Source organism: Fuerstiella marisgermanici (assembly GCF_001983935.1).
GTDB lineage: Bacteria > Planctomycetota > Planctomycetia > Planctomycetales > Planctomycetaceae > Fuerstiella > Fuerstiella marisgermanici.
In genome coordinates, this window is the sequence record NZ_CP017641.1 from 1,651,244 (window position 1) to 1,673,797 (window position 22,554).

The 22,554-nt window shown below is 57.3% G+C and carries 1 protein-coding gene (running past one end of the window); it reads right to left on the reverse strand.

Annotation, left to right across the window (positions count from 1 at the left end; all coding sequences use genetic code 11):
* Window positions 1-22,290, reverse strand: partial view of a hypothetical protein gene (locus Fuma_RS06225; RefSeq protein ID WP_145944013.1) — the 5' portion only. 13,632 nt of this gene lie to the left of the window's left edge; the window shows 22,290 of its 35,922 coding nt (coding positions 1-22,290); its start codon is at window positions 22,288-22,290; the stop codon falls past the left edge of the window.
* Between the last annotated feature and the right edge of the window lie 264 nt (window positions 22,291-22,554).

Sequence of the window (22,554 nt, forward strand, 5' to 3'; positions counted from 1 at the left end):
TCTACCCGTTCCGGCCGTGATTTGGTCCGCCCCTTTTCCTCCAACGATCGCGTTCGTCCCGGCGGTGAGTTCGATAACGTCGGCGGCTCCGGAAGCGAAGTCTGTGCTTTCGATGCTTAATAGCGTGCCAGCGTTGTCCAGAACCAGTTTACCGTTGTCGCCCAACACGATGCCTCGTGCCGCCGTGGTCGTGCCGTTGACCGTGATGGTATCGATGTCCGCACCGCCCACCGCGACGTTGTAGCCGCTGCCGACCGTGATTTCGTCCTGTCCGCCGTTCGCGCCATTCAGGCTGGTGACTTCGGTCGTGCCCGTTGGAAGTCCGCCGCCATCGGTTAGGACTTCGCGTTTTCCTTCGTCGCCGAATACAAAGTTTGAGCCCGCTCCAACACTGATCGTGTCGTTTCCAGCGCCCGCGATGACGCTATTGGTGCCGTCCTGCAGCGTGATGACGTCATTGTCGCCGCTGCTGAGGTTGATCGATTCAATCAGACGCAGATCGCCGTTCGCGAAGAAGAACGCTCGACCATCATCACCCAGAATCGTGTTACTGCCCGATCCCGCTGTGATCTGATCGGCCCCTGCACCCCCGATGACGGCGTTTGTTCCGGCCGTTAGTCCGATCGTGTCCGTCGCCCCGGAGGCGAAGTTGTTGCTTTCAAGACTCAGCAAGGTACCCGTATTGCTGAGCGTCATCGTGCCGTTATCGCCCAGGATGGTTGACTGAGCCCCCACGGCAGTTCCGTTTACGTCGATCGTGTCTGAGGCCGCTCCACCGACGACCACGTTGTAACCGGCGCCGATTTGGATATCGTCGGTGCCGCCGAAGGGCGCGTTCAGAGAAGACACTTCTGTTGTGCCTGTCGGAGCACCGGTGCCATCGGTCAGGACTTCAAGGCGGCCTTCGTCGGCGAGTACATAATTCGTGCCGCCGCCGAGGGCGACGATGTCGTTTCCGCCACCGGCAATGACGGTGTTCGATCCATCCTGCAGTTCGATTTCGTCTGCGTCACCGCTGCCAAGGTTAATCGATTCGATCAAACGAAGGTCGCCGTTGACAAAGAAGAATGCCTGGCCATCGTCGCCCAACACTGTATTCGTGCCGCCGCCGGCCGTGATCTTGTCCGCGCCCTTGCCGCCGATCACGGAATTGATCCCGGCTGTCAGCGTGATGTCGTCCACGTCGCCCGCAGCAAAGTCTGTACTGGCAACACTCAGAAGTGTGCCTGAGTTACTTAACTGAATCTGCCCATTGTCGCCGAGGACAATGCCCCGTGCGGATGGTGTGGTGCCGTTGACGCCGACGGTGTCGCCCGCCGCACCACCAATCACGACGTTGTAACCAGCTCCAATTGAAATCTGGTCGACGCCGCCAACGGTGCCATTCAGAGTTTGCACATCGGTTGTACCGGTTGGAACCCCGCCGCCGTCTGTCAAAACTTCGCGACGTCCTTCGTCACCCAGAACAAAGTTTGTTCCGCCACCCGTTGTGATGGTGTCGTTGCCCACGCCAGCGATTACATTATTGGTGCCATCCTGCAGATCGATAATGTCATTGTCGCCTTCGCCCGGATTGATTGATTCGATCAATCGCAGGTCACCGCTTGCGAAGAAGAAGGCGTGGCCATCGTCACCAAGCACTGTGTTCGTTCCGCCACCGGCCGTGATGTTGTCGGCACCTTTACCGCCGATGACGGCGTTCGTTCCGGCCGTCAGAGTAATCGTGTCGGCCGCTCCTGATGCAAAATCAGTACTGGCGATGCTCAGCAAAGTTCCCGAATTCGTCAGCAGAATGGTACCGTTGTCGCCGAGCACAATGGCGCTGGCGGAGGCCGCGTTTCCATTCACGTCGATGGTGTCGCCTGCCGCTCCGCCGATGACGATGTTTCGGCCGGCTCCGACATCAATGTCGTCCACGTCCCCGACGGTTGGATTAATCGTTTTGACTTCCGTGTTGCCTGTCGGGCTGCCGCCGCCATCGGTGAGGACTTCCAACTGGCCTTCGTCGCCGAGCACATAATTCGTGCCGCCGCCTGTGGACACGGAATCGTTTCCGAAACCGGCGATGACGGTGTTGGTGCCACCCTGAAGGCTAATCACATCGCGGGCACCGCTTCCTGAGTTAATGGTTTCGATTTTGCGAACGGTACCATCCGCAAAGAAGCTGACTTGGCCATCGTCACCCAGCACGGTATTGCTGCCGCCGCCTGCTGTAATTGTGTCTGTGCCTCGCCCACCGATAATTGCATTGATGCCCGATGTGACGGTGATGATGTCGTTCGCTCCCGCCGAAAATTCTTTGCTGGTGGCACTCAACAGAATTGCGGTGTTGCTAAGTTGCAGGCTGCCGTTGTCACCCAGCACAATTGCTTTCGGACTTCCGGCGCCGGCGACCTGAGTTTGGATCGTGTCCGCACCGCCGCCGCCAACCAGCACATTGAAACCTTCGCCGGCCGTAATGTTGTCTGCACCAATGACGGCTGCCGCCAAAGTTTCAATCGTGGTTGTGCCATCGCCGTTCAGACGAATTCGCCCGGCGTCGCCGAGGACATAGTTGGTCCCCGCTCCCAGTGCAATGGTTTCGTCGCCGGCCCCAGCAATGACTCGGTAGGTGCCACCACCCAGCGTAAACGTATCCGCCGCTCCGCCGTTTGCATTGGTGCTTTCAGCCAGAGTCAGGTTTCCGCTGGAGTCGAAGGTCACGTTGCCTTCATCACCCAGAATAGTATTGATGCCGTTTCCGGCTGTGATCTCGTCCGCACCCGTTCCGCCGATGACCAGGTTGTTCCCGTCCCCGACGTCGAACGTTTCAACGACTCCGCCATCGGTACCTGTGACCGTGATTGCGGTCACTCGATTGCCGGACAGAGTCACATTGGCTTCGCCACCAATGACGAACTCGTCGCCCGCCCCACCCGTGAAGGAATCTGCGCCGTGCCCACCGATCATCAGCGCCATCGCGCTGGAGCTCGTGAAGGTATCACCGCCGCCAACGCCTGCTGACGATGATGCAAGGCTGCTAAGGACATGAGTCCCGGTGTCATAGACATACGTGCCGGTGTCGCCGAACGCGATCACAGGTGTTGTGATGGTGTTGGCGGTGGCGGTCGAAATGTTGTCTGCGCCGCCGAGTCCCTGGATGATCAGCACGCCACTGATCGTTGCCGACGCGCCAACTGTGATGGTGTCGTCTCGCTCACTGCCGCGAATGTCAACCAGCGGTGCGGTGAGAGTTCCATTCAGTTCGATACTGGCCCCCACGGGAACCGTGTCTGCATCTGCATAAGCTGCTTTGATTGTCAGCAGGTTCTGAGCGATCACGGCGGACGTGGCTTCCAGCGAAACATTGTCGCCCGCTCTCAACGTTACGTCGCCACCGGTTGATTCGACGGTCACCCCGGCTTCGATCGTCAAATCGTCGCCGGTGGTTGGATCTTCCGTCGCAACCATGGTGATGTCTCCAGCCGCTGTCACATCGCTGCTGACGGTGATTGGACTTTCCGCTTTGAGATTTACCTGGCTACCGGAAATCAAGCCTGTGCCCGTGACCGTCAGGTGACCGGTGTTATGAATGTAACTGCTGCCTGTGGTCGATCGCCCCTGGACGGTTGAAATTTGAGTCGTCAGCGGTTTGGCCGAACTTCCGATGTCCTGAGAAGCAAACAGGAACACGGTGCCGGACAGGATGTTAAAGTCGGTCGGTGCAGTGCGAGCGTCAATGATGCTGCCTGCGGGGACGGCCACAAAAGCGGTCGAAGAAGTGCCTGTGCTAATGGATTTTAGGTATAGGTCACCCGTCAATTCGTTGACGTACAGGTTTCCGAAATTGCTTGACGCACTAAACAGACTTGTGGCCGTGCTATCGGTTTCAATGTCCAATTCGCTGCCAGCCGCGCCGATGCCACCGGCAACTGCAGTCAGCGTGATGCTTCCGCCCGTCACATCGACGTCGTCGCTGGCCGTATCGGCGTCAACAATTGACAGCTGTGACTTCAAGGTCACATCGCCGTCAGATGACGTGACGGTGCTAACGCGCATCTCGCCCAGAGCTTCCCACAGGTGTGCGCCGGTTTTCCCGATTGCTGTCAGAATTCCAGAAGCTCCCTGATCGATGTCCAGAGGATTGCTGCTGGTTCCGAGGGAGCCATTGGCGGCTGACAAATGTATGTTAGTTCCTGACTTCACGTTGACGAGATCGCTGTTGAAGTAGTCTGAAATCGATCCGGTTGACGACGTCAGAACCACCTGCCCCTGCTGAGAGTAGATGGTTTCGACTGGCAGGTTGCCGCTGGTTTCGACGATCACAATGTCCTGCTTGGCGCGAGCTGTCAGAGTTGCCGCTCCCAGCAGGTCAATGTTGAATGGCGTCGTGGTGCTTCCAATCCCACCATCGGCAGCTTCCAAAACCAGATTGCTCGACTGCACGGCCAGAGTTCCGGTACCCGCCTTGGAAATGGCGTTGCCCGTCTTCAGTGCCACAATGCCTTCGGTCGTGACGTTCTGAACCTTCAATTCGCTTTCAGAACCGACGAAGACAGCGCCTGTCGCGGACACGTTTAGCGTCGTTGTTGCGGTCAGGTCGACGTCGTCTCGTTGACCGACTTCGATGAACGTCAGGTTTACTCCGGCAGCACTCGGATTCAGCGCAACCTGAGTGACCGTCGCCGCTCGTCCGGTGTCGGCAGTCAATGTCCCCATCTGAGTTAAGCGAAGTTGCAGGTCGGTGACTTCAGCAATTTCCCAGAATGCGCGCGGTGGCGTGACATTGGCTGAGTCGGATTCCAGCCGAATGTGCATTCCAACTTTATAGCCGTCGTCAATCCAGCTCCCGGACGTGCGTCCGATAACATCGCCTGTCGTCGCGTTGGGAATGAAGTTCAAATTGGCTGTGACTGGCGTGCCTGCGATGAACACAACATCCGCGCGTTCCGCCCCTGCCAACGCAACTCGCTGAGGTGTCGTGAGTGACGCTTCTGAAAGGTCGATCGTGATGGCGTCGGTGTACTTGCCCACGTTTCCATCAACAATCTGAACGTTCACGTTCTTGCCGCTGATGTTGTCCGCTTCGATTGTCGCTTGAGTGTCAGTCACTTCCTTCAGCAGACCGGCGCCGATCGTGTACAGCAGTTCGTTTTCTGTCCAGATCTTGATGCTGCCAACCAGCGCATCACTTTCTTCGGTCGAGAGCGTATACGTGAAGTCTGTCACGTTGGTCGCCGTCAGGTCTGCGGCGTTGTAGGTCCCCCGAGCGTAAGCGTCCCATGTGTCGTGCAGCGTGTGGTATTGCTGGGTCCTCGAGTTCTGAATCGTGGTAATGGCCGCCGTGATGTAGTCTTCCAGTGCCTGGCCTGTCAGCCCGTCGGTTATGCCTTCGGCACGGTAAAGGGCGTCATAGTCTTCCTGCTCCTGAGTCGACAGCGTGACCTGGAAGTCTGCGTCGTAGACCGTCGGATCGTCCTGCGTGTTTCGCCAATTCCAATATGTGCGGTATTCACCTTCTTTGCTGGCTTTGAATGTATTAAGTGTTTCCGTCACTTTGTCGTTGGCACCGGAACCTGCTGTCAGTTGAAGGTCCTGCCACAGTCCGTTGGCCAGTTCGTTGTAGGTCCGGTCGTCGCGTTGTTCGAGTCTGTTGCCGTCGATCAGTGATCCGGAGTTCAGAATCAGACCAACGTCGCCCGTGGACGAAACGATTGACTTGACGTGCAGATTGCCGGTCAGTTCCTGCAGGTAGATGCTGCCCGATGCCGTGGCTACAAATACGTTTGTGTCGGCTGTTCCTGAATCAACTGTCAGGTAGCGATCAGACGCTCCGATGGCACCGCTGCCTGCTGCTAGCGTCACCGAACCGCCGTACACGTTTGGCGTGCCGGTATAGTGCGTTGGGCGATCGATTCCGCCCAGGCTTGTGAGCGTGACATCGTGGCGGCCGGTCGACTTGGCCTGTTCCAGATGCAGTGCTCCACTAATTTCTGTCAGGCTGATGGCTCCCAGGGCCACAGCATTGACGCCCGCGTCGTCGATATCCGGAACGTTGGTCGTCACGCCGCTGATCTGCCCGGCACTCGACGACAGCACAACGCGTCGTCCGCCCACTGCCGCATCTTCTGACGCCTGGACAATTCCCGCCGAAGATGTGATGGTTGTCACGCCGGTGGTGTTCAGCACTGGCCCGGAAAGAATGACTCGACCGCCTGAATTCGAAGTGACCGTCACGTCGGCTTCGGTGTGTCCGATAAAGTCGATCGCGATCGACCGGTCAGCGCGGAACGTATGAGTGGCGACGGTTTCCTGCTTCTTTTCTTCCACCCACGTTTGGTAGTTCGTCTTCTTGCCGTACCACGTGCTGGTCTGCCATTGGTTGGTTTTGTACCTTCGTGGTGTTTCTGTGTTGTTCGTTTGCGAACTGTAGGTGTAGTTGCCCAATGCGGAGCTGGCTTTGTAGAAGTAAGTTCCTTCATCCATAAGCTGAGGCTGCGAAATCACTTCGGTACGTGGACCGTCGGTGATGTTGCTTGGGTCAGCAGCCAGCGCATCAACGCCCAACCATGCCGACGATCCGTAGGTCGTCGTCGTGCGTGTGGCGGTTTTCATGCCCACAGAAAATCCATAGCGCCAGTTGCTTTCAGGCGTATAGGTTGCTGAGTCGGGTGGTGTGGTGGCGCCTGTGGTGTGGCCATACAGCGTGGCGAGCGGCGCGGCGCTCGTGCCTTTGGCTTTATCAGCGATCAGCAATGTGCCGCTACCACGCTTAGACGCATCTAGACGGACAATCTCAACGTCCAGCGACGTCTGATTGTCGACGTCAATGTTGGCGTAGCCATCCAGCACGCGAATGGTGCCGCCACCGGTACTTAAGATGTGTCCTGTCAGCTGGATATTGCCGCCGCTGACTCGCAGTTCGCTTACAATAATCCGATCGGTGACGCGGTCGTACTTCAAACCGAAATCGGGATTCGGCGACTGAAGTGGTGTGTAGCGGTTGGTCGAACCGTTCGACTTAATCGATGCAATCTGAGATGCAACCGACGCGCCCAGAACAAGCGTATAGTCAGACTTGCCGCTCTGAATCACGCCGTTGATGTTCAGGTATTCGGCATTGATGATAATCGTGTCGCCGAACAGCGTCGTAGACGACGGCGTTGTGAGTTTGGCGACGGCCTGATTGGTATCATACGCGGCCATTCCATTGCCCAGAGTCTTCAGATCTCCGTATGGATCGCCGGCAGTGCTGTGCGTTGAAACTCCGTCAATAAAGACTGTGCCGCCCGCAATCGTTGTGATATTGGCCGCCTTGATGCTGGCCTTGTAAACGATATCGCCAGCAGGATTTGAAGCCGTGAAGTTACCGTTCAGGTTGATGACTTCGCCGGAAACCACAATGGCCGGATTTGGGTAAGTGACGTCTCCCGCGTAGTCATTGGTGTTAAATGTGTTGCTCACCGTGATCGTTGGCGTGGCGGACCCCGTCCCACCAGTGATTGCGCTAAACGATGCCGTTCCATGCCCTGTTTCGTTCTTTGCGGTGATGGCCGCCGTGTTGGCCACATTGTCGCCGTTCAGAAATAGCCCGCCGTTTTGTTCGGGAATATTGATGCCCTGAATCTGTAACTGAGCTGGCGTGTGGTTGGTAATGGTGACGCTGGCGTCTCCAGGAGCATTCAGAACGCCCGTACCGCTGCCGAGCAAAGCATCCGCTCGAACGTCGACGATACCCGCCTGAGCTCGAAGTGGCTGGACGGCAGCGGTCATCACATACACTTCATTCGCGGTGAATGAGCCGTCTGATTCCAGCGTTCCCAGGCCATCAGCAACAAGTTCCGCCTGAATTCGCGCAATTTCTGACTGGTAGAAGTCTCGCAAAGTCGTGTTGGTGGTTCGATACAGTTCCAGCTGCGTCCGCGCATTGTCCAGTTGAGAAAACAGACCGGTACTCAGAATTTGCTTGCCCTGCGTGACCGTCACTCCGGGTGTTGCAGTGATGTCGGTAATCGTCCCCGAAGCCACTGTCCAGCCTTCTGCTTGCCCCGATTCATCCTGGCCGCCAAGCACAAGCGAGCGATGACGTTTCGTGCCGGTTTGCAGCATTCCGTTGACATTGACAATGCCGTCCGCGTTGGTGTCGATCGAACCGCCGAATACTTCCTGTCCACCCAGCAAACTGTTCACAGCACCCGCTGCGGCAGTCGCCCAGTTGACAGCTTTGGCCTTGCTCTCCATATCAGCGAGTCCGAGGCGTTCGGCGTGCAGCTTGATGTCTGCGGCAGACCTCAACGCAGCCCCGCTGTTGATGTCGATTCGATTCGTTTGAAGCAGTCGAGCTGTCGAATCGATGTCGTCAATCGGGATTGCACTGCCCGCAAACGAATCGGAAATGGCTTCCAGATTGTACTGGTCTCGATTGAAGTTCGTGTTCGTCCCGGCGGAAATCAGCAGATCGCCGTCGGCTGTGATTGCAGTCCCCGTGCCAACGGTGATTGTGTTGACGGGTCGTAGATCAGACACGGCGTCTGCGGTGCCGACCGTGGCGACTCCGAAGGTTTCGATGTTTGTTTTGGTGCGTACATCGCCGGTGCCGCGAGCTGACATCACGATGTCGCCCACACTGTTTAAAACGGAATTCGTGCCCGTGGAAATCGTGGCGTTGTCTGTGGTCGTCTTGATGATCGAGTCGGCACCAGCGCCGCTGAATGCACCGCCCGTTGTGAAGCTGACTTTGTCTCGCCCGGTGATGTCATTCAACGCCCGCAGAGCGAATTCACCGGCGGTTGATTCCGATCCGGTGACCGACAGCGATGCCGTGCCACCGATGTTCACTTTGGTATCAAAGGCAATCGTCGTCTCGCTTTTTGCACTCGCCCCGCTGACCAAACCACCCGTCGTGCCTCGAATGTTATCAGTGGTCAGCGCCGGCTTTCGGAACACGTTGCCTGCATCCATCGTGATGGCCGTCGCAGTGATGGTGGCCCCTGAAGCCACGTCAACCAGCACATTCGTATTGGCAGAATTGCGAAGTCGAGCCCCCGCTCCAGCCAGCAAACCACCGGAAAATGTCCGCACTCGACCATTCAATTCGGCCGTGCTGATGGCACTTCCCGTCAAAGCGCCCGTCAGCGTGATTGTGCTGTCGCCAATCGAAGTGGTGACGTTGCTATTCTGTGCCGTCATTGCACTGGCAGAAGCGCCGGCAATGGCACCGCCGCTTCCAGCCAGGTTATCAGAAAACTGCCTGTGATCGCGGACGGCTCCGATAACCAATGCTCCACCGTTCAGGGTCGCATTGTTGCCGATCGTCGCACTAACGGCGGTCGTTGATGTCGCCTGAGCAAAACTGACGCCAGCGGCCAGCAGTCCGCCGGCGTAGCTGTCCGCTTCGGCCTGATGGTCACCGTTGCTGGTGGCAAGAATGCTGGTCGTGCCCAGCACGTTTAGCACAGAGTTGTTAGCCACTGAGCTGCTGACAGTTCCGCCGTGATTCACAAGCGTGCGAGTCGAATTGACGCCAACAAGTACTCCACCAGACGCTCCCGTCGTTTTGGCTTGAGCCGATCGACCGGACGACGGCTTGTTCGTAATTGAACGTGCTGTCAGCGAGGACGAAGTGATCGTTCCGGCGACTACTGTCGAAACTGCAGGCGCCACGTTTACGGTGGACGCGGACGCACCGACTGCCAGAGTTCCGGCGTTGACCCCATACGCGAACGCCGACGATTTCGGGGTCGCGGACGCTCCAATGGTGATGTCGTCGGCCACTACAACACTACCGGTAGCGAACGCAGCAACCGTCGGCGTGATATTGACCGTCGTTGTCGATCCACCGGCTGCCACGGAAACCACACCCACTGCAACACTGGATGAGCCTGTCGTGCTGCTGGCTGTAGATGTGTTGATTGCGTTGACGTTCAGGTCACCGGACATGGTCACCGTAGATCCGGTGACGTAGGCGCGCGTCGTCGTCGCGATGCTGTTTGTCGCATTCGCACCACCGCCGCTGGCTGAGACAAGTCCACCGGATAGGGCTGCCGCGTGAGCATGAGCGGTGATCGTCGCATTTTCTGTGGCGGTGATCGTTAGCGTGTCATCGACTTCCTGCCATACAGACGTGTTCTTGTAGTTTTCCGTTCCCAGGTTCACGCTGCTGATGTTTTCCCAGTACGTCGTATCAGAAAAATTTTCCAGCGTAAGATTCAGGTTGGTGACGTTTTCCCACTTCGCCGTGTCGAGGTAGTCTTCTGTCGCAAGATTGATGCTGGCTGCGGTGCCGATGTACTTGTACGCAGCACCGGGCACGCCCTTCGCGGAATCGTACAGCACGGAAAGCCGCACTCGATTGCCAGGGCTAACTGACTGCGTTCCGTTCGATGTGGCAAAGTTGTCGGCTCGCCCCTTGTAGCGATAGACCTGACCAACATTGCCACCCGCTGCATGACCAGTCGCCACGCGGACGGTTTCGTTGGCATTCACAACAACGGACGTGCTGGTGGATTGATGAGTGCTGGAATGCCCGAGAAATTCGTAAACCGCCCCGACACGTCCCAGCGCACTTTGAGCACTCGCAATTCGCACTCGATCGCCAGTGCTTAGCGTTTGACTTCCGGCGGATGACAGTTGGTCTTTCGCCGAACCGATCGTGGAATTGTGCACATACGATTCCACCGTGTTTGTAATGGCATTGTCGGCCAAAGCCACGCTGACAGCGGCGGCTCCGCCAATTCCAATGGCTGCCGATAAAGCAGCGGCGCCTGAAAACGACGTGATGGTCGACGTATCCGTCGCGGTGATGTTCGCGCTGCGAATCGACGCGCCCGTGCCGCTTGTGTTTTGAATGTACGAACGTATCGTCTGGCCAACTTTGTTTTGCGTGCTGGCTCCCGCGCCCGCGCCGGCCGCGGCGTAAAGTCCGGCGGCGACTGCTGCTGATGCGGCGGCAACGTTTGAGGTGACGCTGGCGCTGGAGTTCGTCGTGAGATTCAACGTGCCGTCCACGTTAATCTGCGAACCCGTGATATATGCGGTAATCGTCGAAGAACTCGCGCTGCCCGTAGCGTTGTAGCCGATGAAATTCTTCGCTGTGGAGGAACCGATCGCCACGCCGACGCCCGTTCCACCAAACGCGAGTGAAGCCGCCAGGGCTGCCACGGAAGACGAAATGTTGGCCGTGCTTTGAGCGGCCACTGTCATATCGCCGCCAGCATCGACTGTGCTGGCCGAAACGTAAGCGTTGGTATCCGTCAGAATCACATTGGTCGCGTCAGCGCCCGCTCCACTGACAGACGCGGCAATTCCCCCGATGGCAACCGCAAGAGACGCAGCCGTCGTGGTCGAAGAAATCGTCGCCGCATCCGTGGCCTGCACCGTGAGTCCTCCGGTACTCGTTTCGATGACCGTGTTGGCGTCTCGAATAGACGCCGTGATGTCGTTGTCAATTTCGTTAAAGGCGATCGCCACGCCGATGGAGGCCGCGAAGCCTGCTCCGCCAAAGCCACCGGCGATTGATGCTGCGCCCGTCAACGCATTGATGGTTGACGTGTCGCTGGCCAGCACGCTGATGGCGTCGCCTTTCACGCCGCTCGCGCCATCGCCCACAATTTCGGCAGTTACGTCCGTGGCGATGCGGTTCTCGGCACCGACTCCCGCGCCGCTGATTCCCGCGCCGACTGCTCCGCCACCGACGGCGACAGAACCGGACACTACCTTCGCGTTGATAGTCGATGTTGACGTGGCTTTTACGCTGATATTGTCGGCAGCGGTGACGCTGGAATCACTCAGCTGCGCGACAACTTCCGACGTGTCTGCAATCAAGTCAACTCGCTCCCAGAATCGCCGATCGCCGTAGTCCTGCGCCTGAAGATCAATTCCAGCGCCGACCGTTGCTTCTGTTAGATTTATTCCGATGTACTTGTAGACGTCGCCACTACGAACACCTTCTGCGATGCGCACCGTCTGATTTGTATTCAACGCTGCGGGGTTTTGACCCGACGTGTAAGTCGCCGCGGTGGCCAGATTCGATTCGTAGCCAATGATGTTGCGAGCGAGGCCGACTCCGATCGACGCCCCCACGCCAACAGCACCAATGCCGACTCCGGCCGAAGCACTGAACACCAACGCATCAATTTTTGAAGTTCCAGTTGATTCGACAATGACGTCATCTGCCGAGATCAGGATGCTGTCCAGGACCTGAGCTCGCGTGGAACTGTGAATCAGATTCGCTGAGTCAGCTCCGGCACCGCTAACACCCACACCAACCTGTCCGCCCGCGATGGCCGCTGATGCGGCGGCAGCGATGACCTGGATAGAAGCATTCTGAGCCGCCTTGACTGTGAGATGCCCGGTCTGAGTCGTAACGGCGTCGTTCGCGTTCTTGATCTCGGCTTTGATGGTGCTGCCGATATCGTTTCGCGCAATCGCTGCTCCGATGGAAACGGCAACTCCCACCTGTCCAAACGCAGCCGCAACAGACGCCGCGCCGGCGAATGCGCTGATGACGGATTGGTCAGTCGCTAGTACATCTATGGCCGACGCTTCGAACTTTCGTCCCGCGCCGCTGCCGTCACCGTCAATCTGAGACAGCACATCCATTTTGATGGTATTTTCGGCATACACACCGGCGCCACTCACACCAACGCCAACCTGGCCGACGCCGACTCCGACAGAACCTGCAAAGACCAGACTGCCGATTTTCTGAGTGCTAATGGACTGCAGGGTAAGCTTGCCGACTGCGTCCACCGAACTGTTTTTGACGACAGCCGTTGTACGAGCCGTTCCGGCAGTTCCGTTGGCGCTTGATCCGATATGGTTTTCTGCGACAGCGACGCCCAGAGAAACTCCAACGCCCTGCTGCCCACCGCCGATGGCCAACGAAGCCGCAATGACGGCGGAATTGATCACGGCCGAATTGGTCGAATTCACTGTGACCTGACCGGCGCTGGCGATGACGGCACTTTCGATTTTCGCATCTGTCTTGGTCAGGATGCTGTTGACCGCAACGGCTCCTGCGCCGCTGATGGCGACGCCCGTTTTGCCGACACCGATTCCTGCCGATGCAGCCGCAGAAACCGCGCTCACGTTGGTTTTGGAGACTTCAATCTTGGTTCCGTCCGACGGATTCACAGACAGCATGTAGCTTGCGCCGTCACCGGCCACCAATAGCCACGACTTACCTTCCTGCAGGATCGAGAGTTTCAGATCGACTGCTTTCCGTTGCCACACAGTCGTGTTAGAAAAATCGGCGGTCGACAGGTCAATCGTCGCATTGTTGGTTCCCAGATAGCGATAGATCGCTCCACCCACACCACCGCTTCCGTAACCGGACTGCAGTTTGACCTGATCGTTGGGCTTGACGGTTTGAGAACCATCTGCCGTTGTGAATGCCCAATCGCTGCGGACACTTTCGGCCAGCGGAAAGGTCAGGCTATTGGACGGTGCGCCTTCCAAGGCTGTCTTCAGCGCACTCATGATGGCGGCATCGGCGGTGGCGTCAACGGTCGCTTCGTCGACACTTTCGGTATCGCCATTGTCTCCTTCAGCTCGAGCGGCATCGTCGAGTTGACTGCTGGAGAATGTGAAGTCGAATAACTTGGTTCCTCGAGAAATCGCCGAAACGCCAACGTCGCCGGTGTTTGTCGTCACGTCCGCATTGCTGGTGACGGACGCTTCGGTTTCGCTTGAGATTTCATTGAACGCCAGCGACAGCCCGATGCTGACGGAAACAGCCGTGCTGCCCACAGATGCCGCCACGGAGGCAGCACCGGCAACCGACTTGATGGACGAACCATCATCAGCCGTCACGTCAACGGACTTAGCGACGATTGTTCCACCAATGATTCGACCTCGAACATCCGTGCGAATCGTGTTTTCTGTGTACACACCGGCTGCACTGGCTGCGACAGCCGTCTTCCCGGCGGCAACACCCACGGCTGCAGACAGCACTGTGGCATTGATTTCAGAATCAGAATCGGCAGCGACGTCCAGATCACCGGCCGCTGTGATTGAGCCCCCTTGGATGGTGGCGAAGACTTCCGCCGCGTTGACGGAAAGGTCCGCAGGAGCCCACGCACTTTTGTCATAGTAATTGACGGTGCTAAGGTCGATTCCGGAAATGTCGGTCAGGTTCGCACCAACGTATTCGAAAATGCGCCCGCCAAGCGGACCGCCGACAACTTTCACTCGCTGACCGGTTATCAACGCCGTTGGTTCCGCAGTGCTAAGGTGGTTGTGCGTCGTGGTGGAGGTATCCCAGCCAATCTGATTTTTTGCGACGGACAATCCGATCGCGATACCTGCAGACGTACTTGGACCGACGGCAACGGATACAGAAACCGCCCGAACCAATGCGTCGATTCGAGAATCATCGTCTGTCTTTACAGCAACGTCGCCAGCATCGCCGCCGCCCGCCACCGTGGTCAGCGTGCTGTTTTTGATCTCCGCGTTGCTGCTACCCAAAATCGTGTTGAAGGCCAGTGCTCCACTGCCGCTGACAGAAACGGACTTGCCGGCCGACAACGCCACACCGATCGCCGTTGACGTCACCGCCGCATCGATGAGGGCATCTTTTTTCGCTTCGATAAGTACGTCCCCGGTCAGCGTGCCCGAGGTCGCTGTGTCGATCAAAGCGTTTGCGTCCGAGTCGATTTCATTTCGTGCCAGTGTTACGCCGATTGCCACGCCCGATGAATCGTCAGCCCCGACTCCGATGGCAACGCTGCTGGCTTCCACATCGGACGTAATTTTGGTGTTGTCATCGACAGTGACCGTGACCCCGGCACCGGCAGACAACGTCGACGCTGTTTCGATGCTGGCGTCCACGTCCGTCGCAACTTTGTTCATCGCCAAAATGGCTCCAACCGTAACCGTGTCGCTGCCTCCCAGCGGAGTGACTGACATGGTGCTGTTGGAATTCGTAATGCGCGCGTCGATCGCGGCGTCTGAATCTGCCGTGATAGATACGGTGCCGGCAGCGTTGATCGTCGTGCTCTCAGTATGGGCATTCGTGGCCGCCGGTGTCTGAGTTGCAATCGAAGTTCCGATGATGGCGTCAACGGTGTTGAACAGGAAATTTTGAGCCTCATAGCCAACCGTGTTGAAGGCCATGACGACCCCGATACCGTGGCCATTGGATTCCACGTTCGCAGCAACGGTGGCGTCGATCGTTGAATCGTTTTCTGCCTGCAGTCGGATATCTCCTGTGCCTGTGGTCGTCAGCGTACTGTCTTTGGCGTACGCATCCGCTGTAGTATTTACAACGTTGGCAACGATCACGGCGTTGACAGCAATCGACGATCCTTCGCCCGCGATACTTCCACCACTGGAAGTCACTGTGCTGCGTGTTTGAGCGTTAATGACGCCCGAAAGATCGGCATGGATAAAGATATCGCCCGACGCCGAAGCCGCCACGTTATCAACGAAAGCATCGACGTCACTTTCGACTTCGTTGCGAACAATCAACCCGCCGAACGCGGCGGAATCAGAATCGCTGACGCTAAGGCTTAGCCCCGGAATCGCATTGGTCGGGTTGACCTTCGACATGGGGAGCCATCGGTTGGTGTTGGTGAAGTCTTCGGTCCCCAGGTTGATCGTCGCCGCAGACGTGCCAAGGAATTTGTAGATCTCTTCCGGTGCCGCATTCACCTTCCGCCACTTTGACGTTTGAGAAAAATCCTGTTCTTCAAAGTCGACTCCACCGGTCAGGTCGGTTGTCGAAATGTATTCCATGACATCGCCAGCCGCAGCACCTGCGGTGTCAAACTCCAGTTCGACGCGATCGCCTTTGGTGACGGTTTCGGGCAGGTCGTATGATGAATAGTCGACGGAATCGATCAGCACCAGGTCGTCTTCGCTGACCGATCTGCTACCGGATCGATCCGTGAAATCAACGCCGTCGAGTCCCACGATCGCATCGATCAGCAGGCCCAGGCCCGCATCGTTGGTCGTGGATTGCAGCGACTGAAGCTTGCTGTTGGCAGTAATGGCCGCATTGTCCGAAGCTTGGACTTTGATCCCACCCGTACCCGCTGTGACGCTTTGCTTTGTTGTCGTCGTGGAATGAATTTTCGCTTCGGCGTCACTGCTGACAACGTTGGTGGTAATGGCCAGCCCAACGGCCATTCCACTGGCTCCTGTCAATGCTGCGGCCTGAGAATCGGTCTTGTTGCCGAGTGTCGCTGTAATCTTCGCGCTGTTGTCGGCTGTAACGTTGACAGCATTGGCTGCTGTGAGAGTCGAATCGACTACCGTGGCGCCCGTGCGTGCCGGCGTTTCTGTGCCCAGCGCCGATTGCCCCAGCAAAGCGTTGCCGGTATTGAACAGCAGGTTCTGAGCTGCCCAGCCGATGGTGTTGAAGGCCAGCGTGCCGGTGATGGCAGTGTCACCGGTGGATGCAGAAGAAATGTTTCGAGCACTGATAAAAGACGTGTTGTTGGCCAACACGTTGATATCAGCAGCTGCTGCGGTTGTCGTGATATCGCTGTCCTGAACCAATGCGTCTGCCGATGACAGCACGTTGTTGGTGGCGATGGCTCCGCTGACCGCCAAAGATGTGCCTTCGCCAAACGCACTTCCCCCGGAGGACGTTGTTTCGGCATCCACCAGCGAGCGAATGACTGCGTCTTCGACGGCCGTAATCGTGACCGTACCGACAACGTTGGCATCGGTGTTCGTTAATACGGCGTCCACATCACTGACCACATCGTTGCGGACCACTAGTCCACCAACCGCGATGGAATCGGAATCGGTTAGGTTCAGCCCTTCCGGTAGAAATCGCGTTGCTGACACTTCGTACCAGTATCCGGCGTCCGAATAATCTACCTTCGAAAGGTCCAGACTGGTCGATGCTGGTCCCATGTAACGGTAGCGACTTCCTGCATCACCTCCGTCCGTATGATCGTTGGCCACGGTCACGACTTGACCGAAGTCGATCGTGCGAGTCCCTTCAGAACTGACCATGTCTGTTGGATGGGAAGCGGCCGCCTGCAGACTGTTCTTCAGAACGCTGACTCCACCGTTGTTGGACGTGCTGGATCGAGCGATCAGTTTTGTGTTGGCGAATATCTGTGTGTCATCCTTCGCCTCGATCAGCAGAGTCCCACCGACGGTGATCACACCATCGGGCGTGGTCGTGGCGGAAGTCGGTTCTGCAAAGTCGATGGACGCATCGGTGTCTGTCGACACCATATTGCTGGTCACAAGAATACTGGCAGCAGCCCCGGTTGCTCCGAACAATGCCGACGCTGCGGAATCGGCGGCGTTGCTGATGGTCGCATTCAGCGCTGCCTTGTTATCGGCCGTGACAGACACGTTCCCATCCACTGTCAGCGGCGTGTCGCGAACGTACGCTTCGGCTTTTGCTGGCTGAGGGGTCCCAATGCTTGTCTGCAACAGTGCGTCAATCGTGGCAAACAGAATGTTCTGAGATTGATATCCCAAGGTGTTGAAGGCCAGTGTCGCACCAACGGCCGTGTCTCCGGACGAAACCGACGTGTTGGCAGAAGCATCGATTCCCGAACGGTTTTCACCATAGACCGTCAGATTCCCGTCCGCATCGATATTGCTGTTGGTGATCGTCGATGACGCGGAACTTAACACCATGTTGGTGGCAACGGTTGTCCCCACCGCCAGTGACGTACCTTCACCGAACGCACTTCCCCCTGACGACGACGTGACGTTTTGAGTGAATGCTTTGATATCCGCCTGTTCCAGTGCGTTCACGGTCACGTTGCCGGCGGCAGCATTCCCGGTGGCCTGCACAATGGTCTTGTCGATATTGGCCGTCACGTTGCTGCGAGCGTCGTTTCGGACAATGATCACCCCGACGCCGATGGAATCAGAATCTGTGATGTTTCCGATCTGCGGAATGAAGTCGGCCGATGCTGCCTGCACGCGTTGCCATCGCGATGTATCGGTGTAGTTTTCGGTTGCCAGGTCAACGTCGACTTCGGGGCTGCCAATAAAACGGTAGATGTTGCCGCGAATGTTGGTCGTTGCAAAGTCGTCGGCGATGCGCACTTTGGTTGTCTGCCGCCGGTAGACCGGTTGCCAGCGGTCCGTGTTGGAATATGTTTCTGCGCCCAGATCGACCGATCCGGGAGTGCCGACAAAGCTGTAGACTCGGTCTGTCTCCCCCTCTTCCGTCGCGCGTTTCAACACTCTTGTACCAGCGGCAAGCGTCTGAGTGTTGTCTGTCGTTTCAAAGTCATAGTCCAGCCCGCCCAGGCTACGCGAGCCGGATTTGGTGGTGTAGTCGTACTGATTGTCCAGGAACTGGTCGATCCACGCGATCGCCGTACTGACTCCACCATCGTTTGTGGTCGTTGATGTTGCATCCAGTTGAGAATTCGCGTCAATCCGCGATTTGTCGCGAGCCTCAACAACCACGTCGCCACCGGACTGAACTTTGCTTGACGCCCCGGCCGCGGTGAAATCAATATCTGCCGTCGCGGCACTCTGCACCATGTTGCTGGCCAGCACCGTTCCGATGGCCATTCCGCTGGCGTTGACAATTGCCGAAGCTGCCGACGTGGTTTCGTTCGTCAGTATGGCATTTAGCTGAGCGTCAGAATGCGCCTTCACGTTGATGTCACCAGATGCGACAACCGGCGTGTCACGAATATAGGCGACGGCAGTCGACGGAACCGCTGTGCCAATGTCGGTGCCAACCAACGCGTTGATCGCTCGCGTCAGTACATTCTGGCTGGCATAGCCGAGCGTGTTAAACGCTAGAGTGACTCCGACTGCCGTATCACCCGATGTAATGGCACTCTTGTTCGTCGCGTTGATCGCTGCCGAGTTTTTCGCCGTGACGTTCACATCGCCGTGTACTCCAGTTCCGGTCGTTGTCACGCTGCTGTCCAGGACGTGCGCGTCAGCGCCGCCCTGAACGGTGTTCGTCACAATCGATGCGCCGACGGCCAAAGATTGTCCCGAACCATACGCACTGCCGCCGGATGAGCTGGCTGTTGCGTCGGATGTGGCTGTCAGGTCCTGACTTCCATCCGCGTTAACGGTGACGTTTTTGGCGTTCGACACCGTCATGTTTTTGACAACAGCATCGACATCCGCGACCAGGTCGTTCCGGACAACCATGCCGCCAATACCAATCGAATCAGAATCGGTAACATTGAACCCGGTCGGGATAATGTTGATGGTGTCCAGCTTCCGCCACAACCCAAAGTTGGAATAGTCTTCCGTGCCCAGGCTAACGGTGTCCCCGGCGTCTGTTCCCATGTACTGATAGATGGCTTCTCGATCGCCGTTGTCTTCCGCGTGATCCGAAGCGACGCGAACTTTGTCACCGAACTTCACCAGCTTGCTGCCGGACTTGCTTGAGTACTGATAATCATCCATCAGCTTTGCGGCGAATGAATTCACCAGACTGGCACCAGCGTCGTTGCTGGTTGATGAAATTGATTTCAGAGTCGTGTCGGCCGTGATCGACGTGTCGTCAACGGCTTCCACTTTCACGTCACCAACCGCCGACAGTGTGCCTTTGGCCCCCGCCGTATCATGGATGGAGGCATCGACGTCGGTATTCACCATGTTCGACGCCAGCACGCCGCCCATCGCCGCGCCGCTTGCACCGATTAATGCCGACGCTGCCGATGTGGTTTCATTCGTCACCGTGGCTGAATTGGCCGCTGACGACGTCGCCGTGACAGTCACGTCACCTGCGGCATTAACAGGCGAATCAACGATCGTGGCAGACGTCGTGGCAGGATTTGCTGTTCCGATGTTCGTGGCGATCAGCGTTTCCAGGGTCTGAGTAAGAATGTTTGATTGCGGGTAGCCGATCGTGTTGAACGCAATGATGGCACCCACTGCCGTATCGCCGGACTGCACCATACTCTTGTTGACTGCGTCGATCGACGATTCGTTCTCAGCCGACACGGTGACGTGCCCGGTATTGTCGCCCGTTGAGTTTGTGGTGACGGCACTTCCGGTGATTGACGCATCCGCTTTACTTTGCACGGCGTTTGTGGCGATCACGCCGCCCGTAGCGATGCTGGTCCCCGTACCAAACGCACTGCCGCCCGATGACGTCACTGCGGCATCCGCCGTGGCTTTTAACTCCGCAGATTCCACAGCCTGCACGATTACGTCGCCCGTGCTGGCCAAAGTCGTATTCTGCAGTTTCGCAATCGCCGACGACTTCACGTCATTGCGAACAAGAATGCCTCCTACCGCAACAGAGTCTGAACCCGTGAGGTTGTTGCCCTGAGGAATAATGTCAGTGCCGTCTACGGGCTTCCAGAAATCCAGATCACTGAAGTCAGTGGTTCCCAGATTAAGCGTACCCGCCGGTCCCAGATATTCGAAGACACCGTTCACCGTTCCACCGGTCGTGTGACCGCTTTCGACAAGGACCGTGTCTCCGAAGGCAATCGCCTTGCTTCCCTGAGATGTCTTGTGGTCATAGTCCAGTGTCAAATTCAGTTGATCCTGAACCAACCGTGTACCGCCGTCATTGGTGACGATCGCCGATGAGACCAGTTTGCTGTTCGAGAATATCGCAGCACTATCCAGAGCCGTGATATTGAACTCGCCGCCGATAGTGGCGGGCGTAGATGTCGCGTAGATAACGTGCGCTTCGGACGCCGTGTGAATAAGGTTGCTGGCCAGAATCCCGGCCGCCGCAGAACCGCTGGATCCCAGCAGCGAAGACGAACTGGAATCGACGGCGTTGCTGACCGTCGAATTCACGCGGGCCGCAGAATCAGACGTAACACTAAGGTCGCCGGAAACATTCAGAGTTGTGTCGTCGACAGTTGCATGAGTTTCTGATGCGGAGCTCGCACCGAACGTTGTCCCCAAAACGGCGTTGATAGCCTTCACTGCCGAATTGACCGTGGTATTGTCGATCTGGTTAAAAGCGACGGACGCACCGAACGTCATTGAATCGTTACCAATGGCGGCTTCGTGGTCGCCGGTGCCCATCGTCAGTTCACTTTTGACGGTGGCAATCGCATCATCCGTTGCCGTGATCGACGCATCGACAGCACTAAACGAACCGCCGCTGAGTACCGTTTTTACGTTGCCCGACAGATGGTTGGTGGCATACATCCCACCCAGATTCAGCGAAGTCGCGTTCGGCAGAACTCCATCGGTCAGCGATTCCCCTTCTGCTCTGGCCGTTGCCGTCGTCGTGCGCTGGGCGGCGACGGTTGTCGATTTTCCTGTTCCGATTTGTGTGATCGTCGAATTCGTGATCGTGACCTGAGTGGTGCCGGTGATCAGATTCTGAGCGACCGATGCGGCAATATTTCCCTGAACGCTCGCCGGATTGATGGACTCTCGCGCGCTGATCGCTGTGGCCTTCAGATCGTCGGTTGCCTTGATGACCAGATCTGCTCCGGATGTCACTGTCGCACCAGTGATGGAAACGCCCGTGTTTCCGTTGATGGTGTTTATCGCACTGCGAGCGTTGGCAGAATACGACGTGGTCCGCTCCGCCACCAAAGACATATTGCCCGTGGCTACAACCTTAGCTGCTCCATTGACTGTGATCGTAGCGGAATCAGTGAGGGTGTTGTGGGCCGTGGAAAGTGAGTCAGTCGCGGTCGACGTGACACTTCCCGATGTCCGCGCCAATACAGACACTGAGCTACCATACACATCGCCACTGATCGCGACTGCAGCCGTGTTGTTGCCGGTCTCGTTGACTGAGCCAGATGTGTGAACCTGAGTTCCCAATGACGCGATAGCGGAAAACGTCAAAGCGCCGGATGCATCGACTCGTTTTCCGGCCGCCACAGAAATCGATTCGGCATTGACCGAAAGTGCGCCAGTGACTGCGGAATCGCCGGTGAAACTCACCGTATCCGTTCCGCCGAGTCCGCTGAAATTCAGACTGGCGCCGAACCGAGTTTCGACCGTGCCCGCGTTGATGACCGTGATGCCGCTTAGGTCAATGTGCAGGTCGTCGTCGCCCGCAGAACCGTTCACGATCAGTTCGTTGTCGGTGACGGTGACGTCCCACGGACCTAATACCCCGTCCCGGTCAGCAATTGTGACGATCGTGTCGCCACCCGATTCCTGCGCCGTCAGCGCGAAGCTGGATACTCCCACGTAATCTGCGAGATCAATCGTGGTCAGCATCATCCGCTGTTCAAGTGCCTGAATCGGCATTCTTGTGGGGCGGCTGCGCTCGATCAATTTGCGACGTGAAGAAACGGCCCGGTCCGGACGAGCTCCCTGAAGCATTCGCGTCAGGCGTCGCCACATTCGGCGGCTGGCAGCCTTGGGATTGGTTGGTCGGCGGGAAGATGAAGAATCGTGGTTGCGGAGGAAACCGAATGGCATGGATTTTGGCCTGTTTGGAAGAGTCAGGCGATTGGAAGAAGCCCAATCCGGCAGGTACATACCTTCTGCCAGACATTCGCAATCGCGCAGAACAACGCAATCGGTATCGGTGCCGCAAAGGCGCAACATTGCGCCGTCTGCACTGCTCTTCCACTTTTGCCATTTCCCCCTATCGGATAGATCCGATTCTGACACCCGTGCTCGATGATGGCTCTGCTCAGTGGGGTACTCGCGGGGTTTCGACCCAAACCTGGCTCGCGCCGC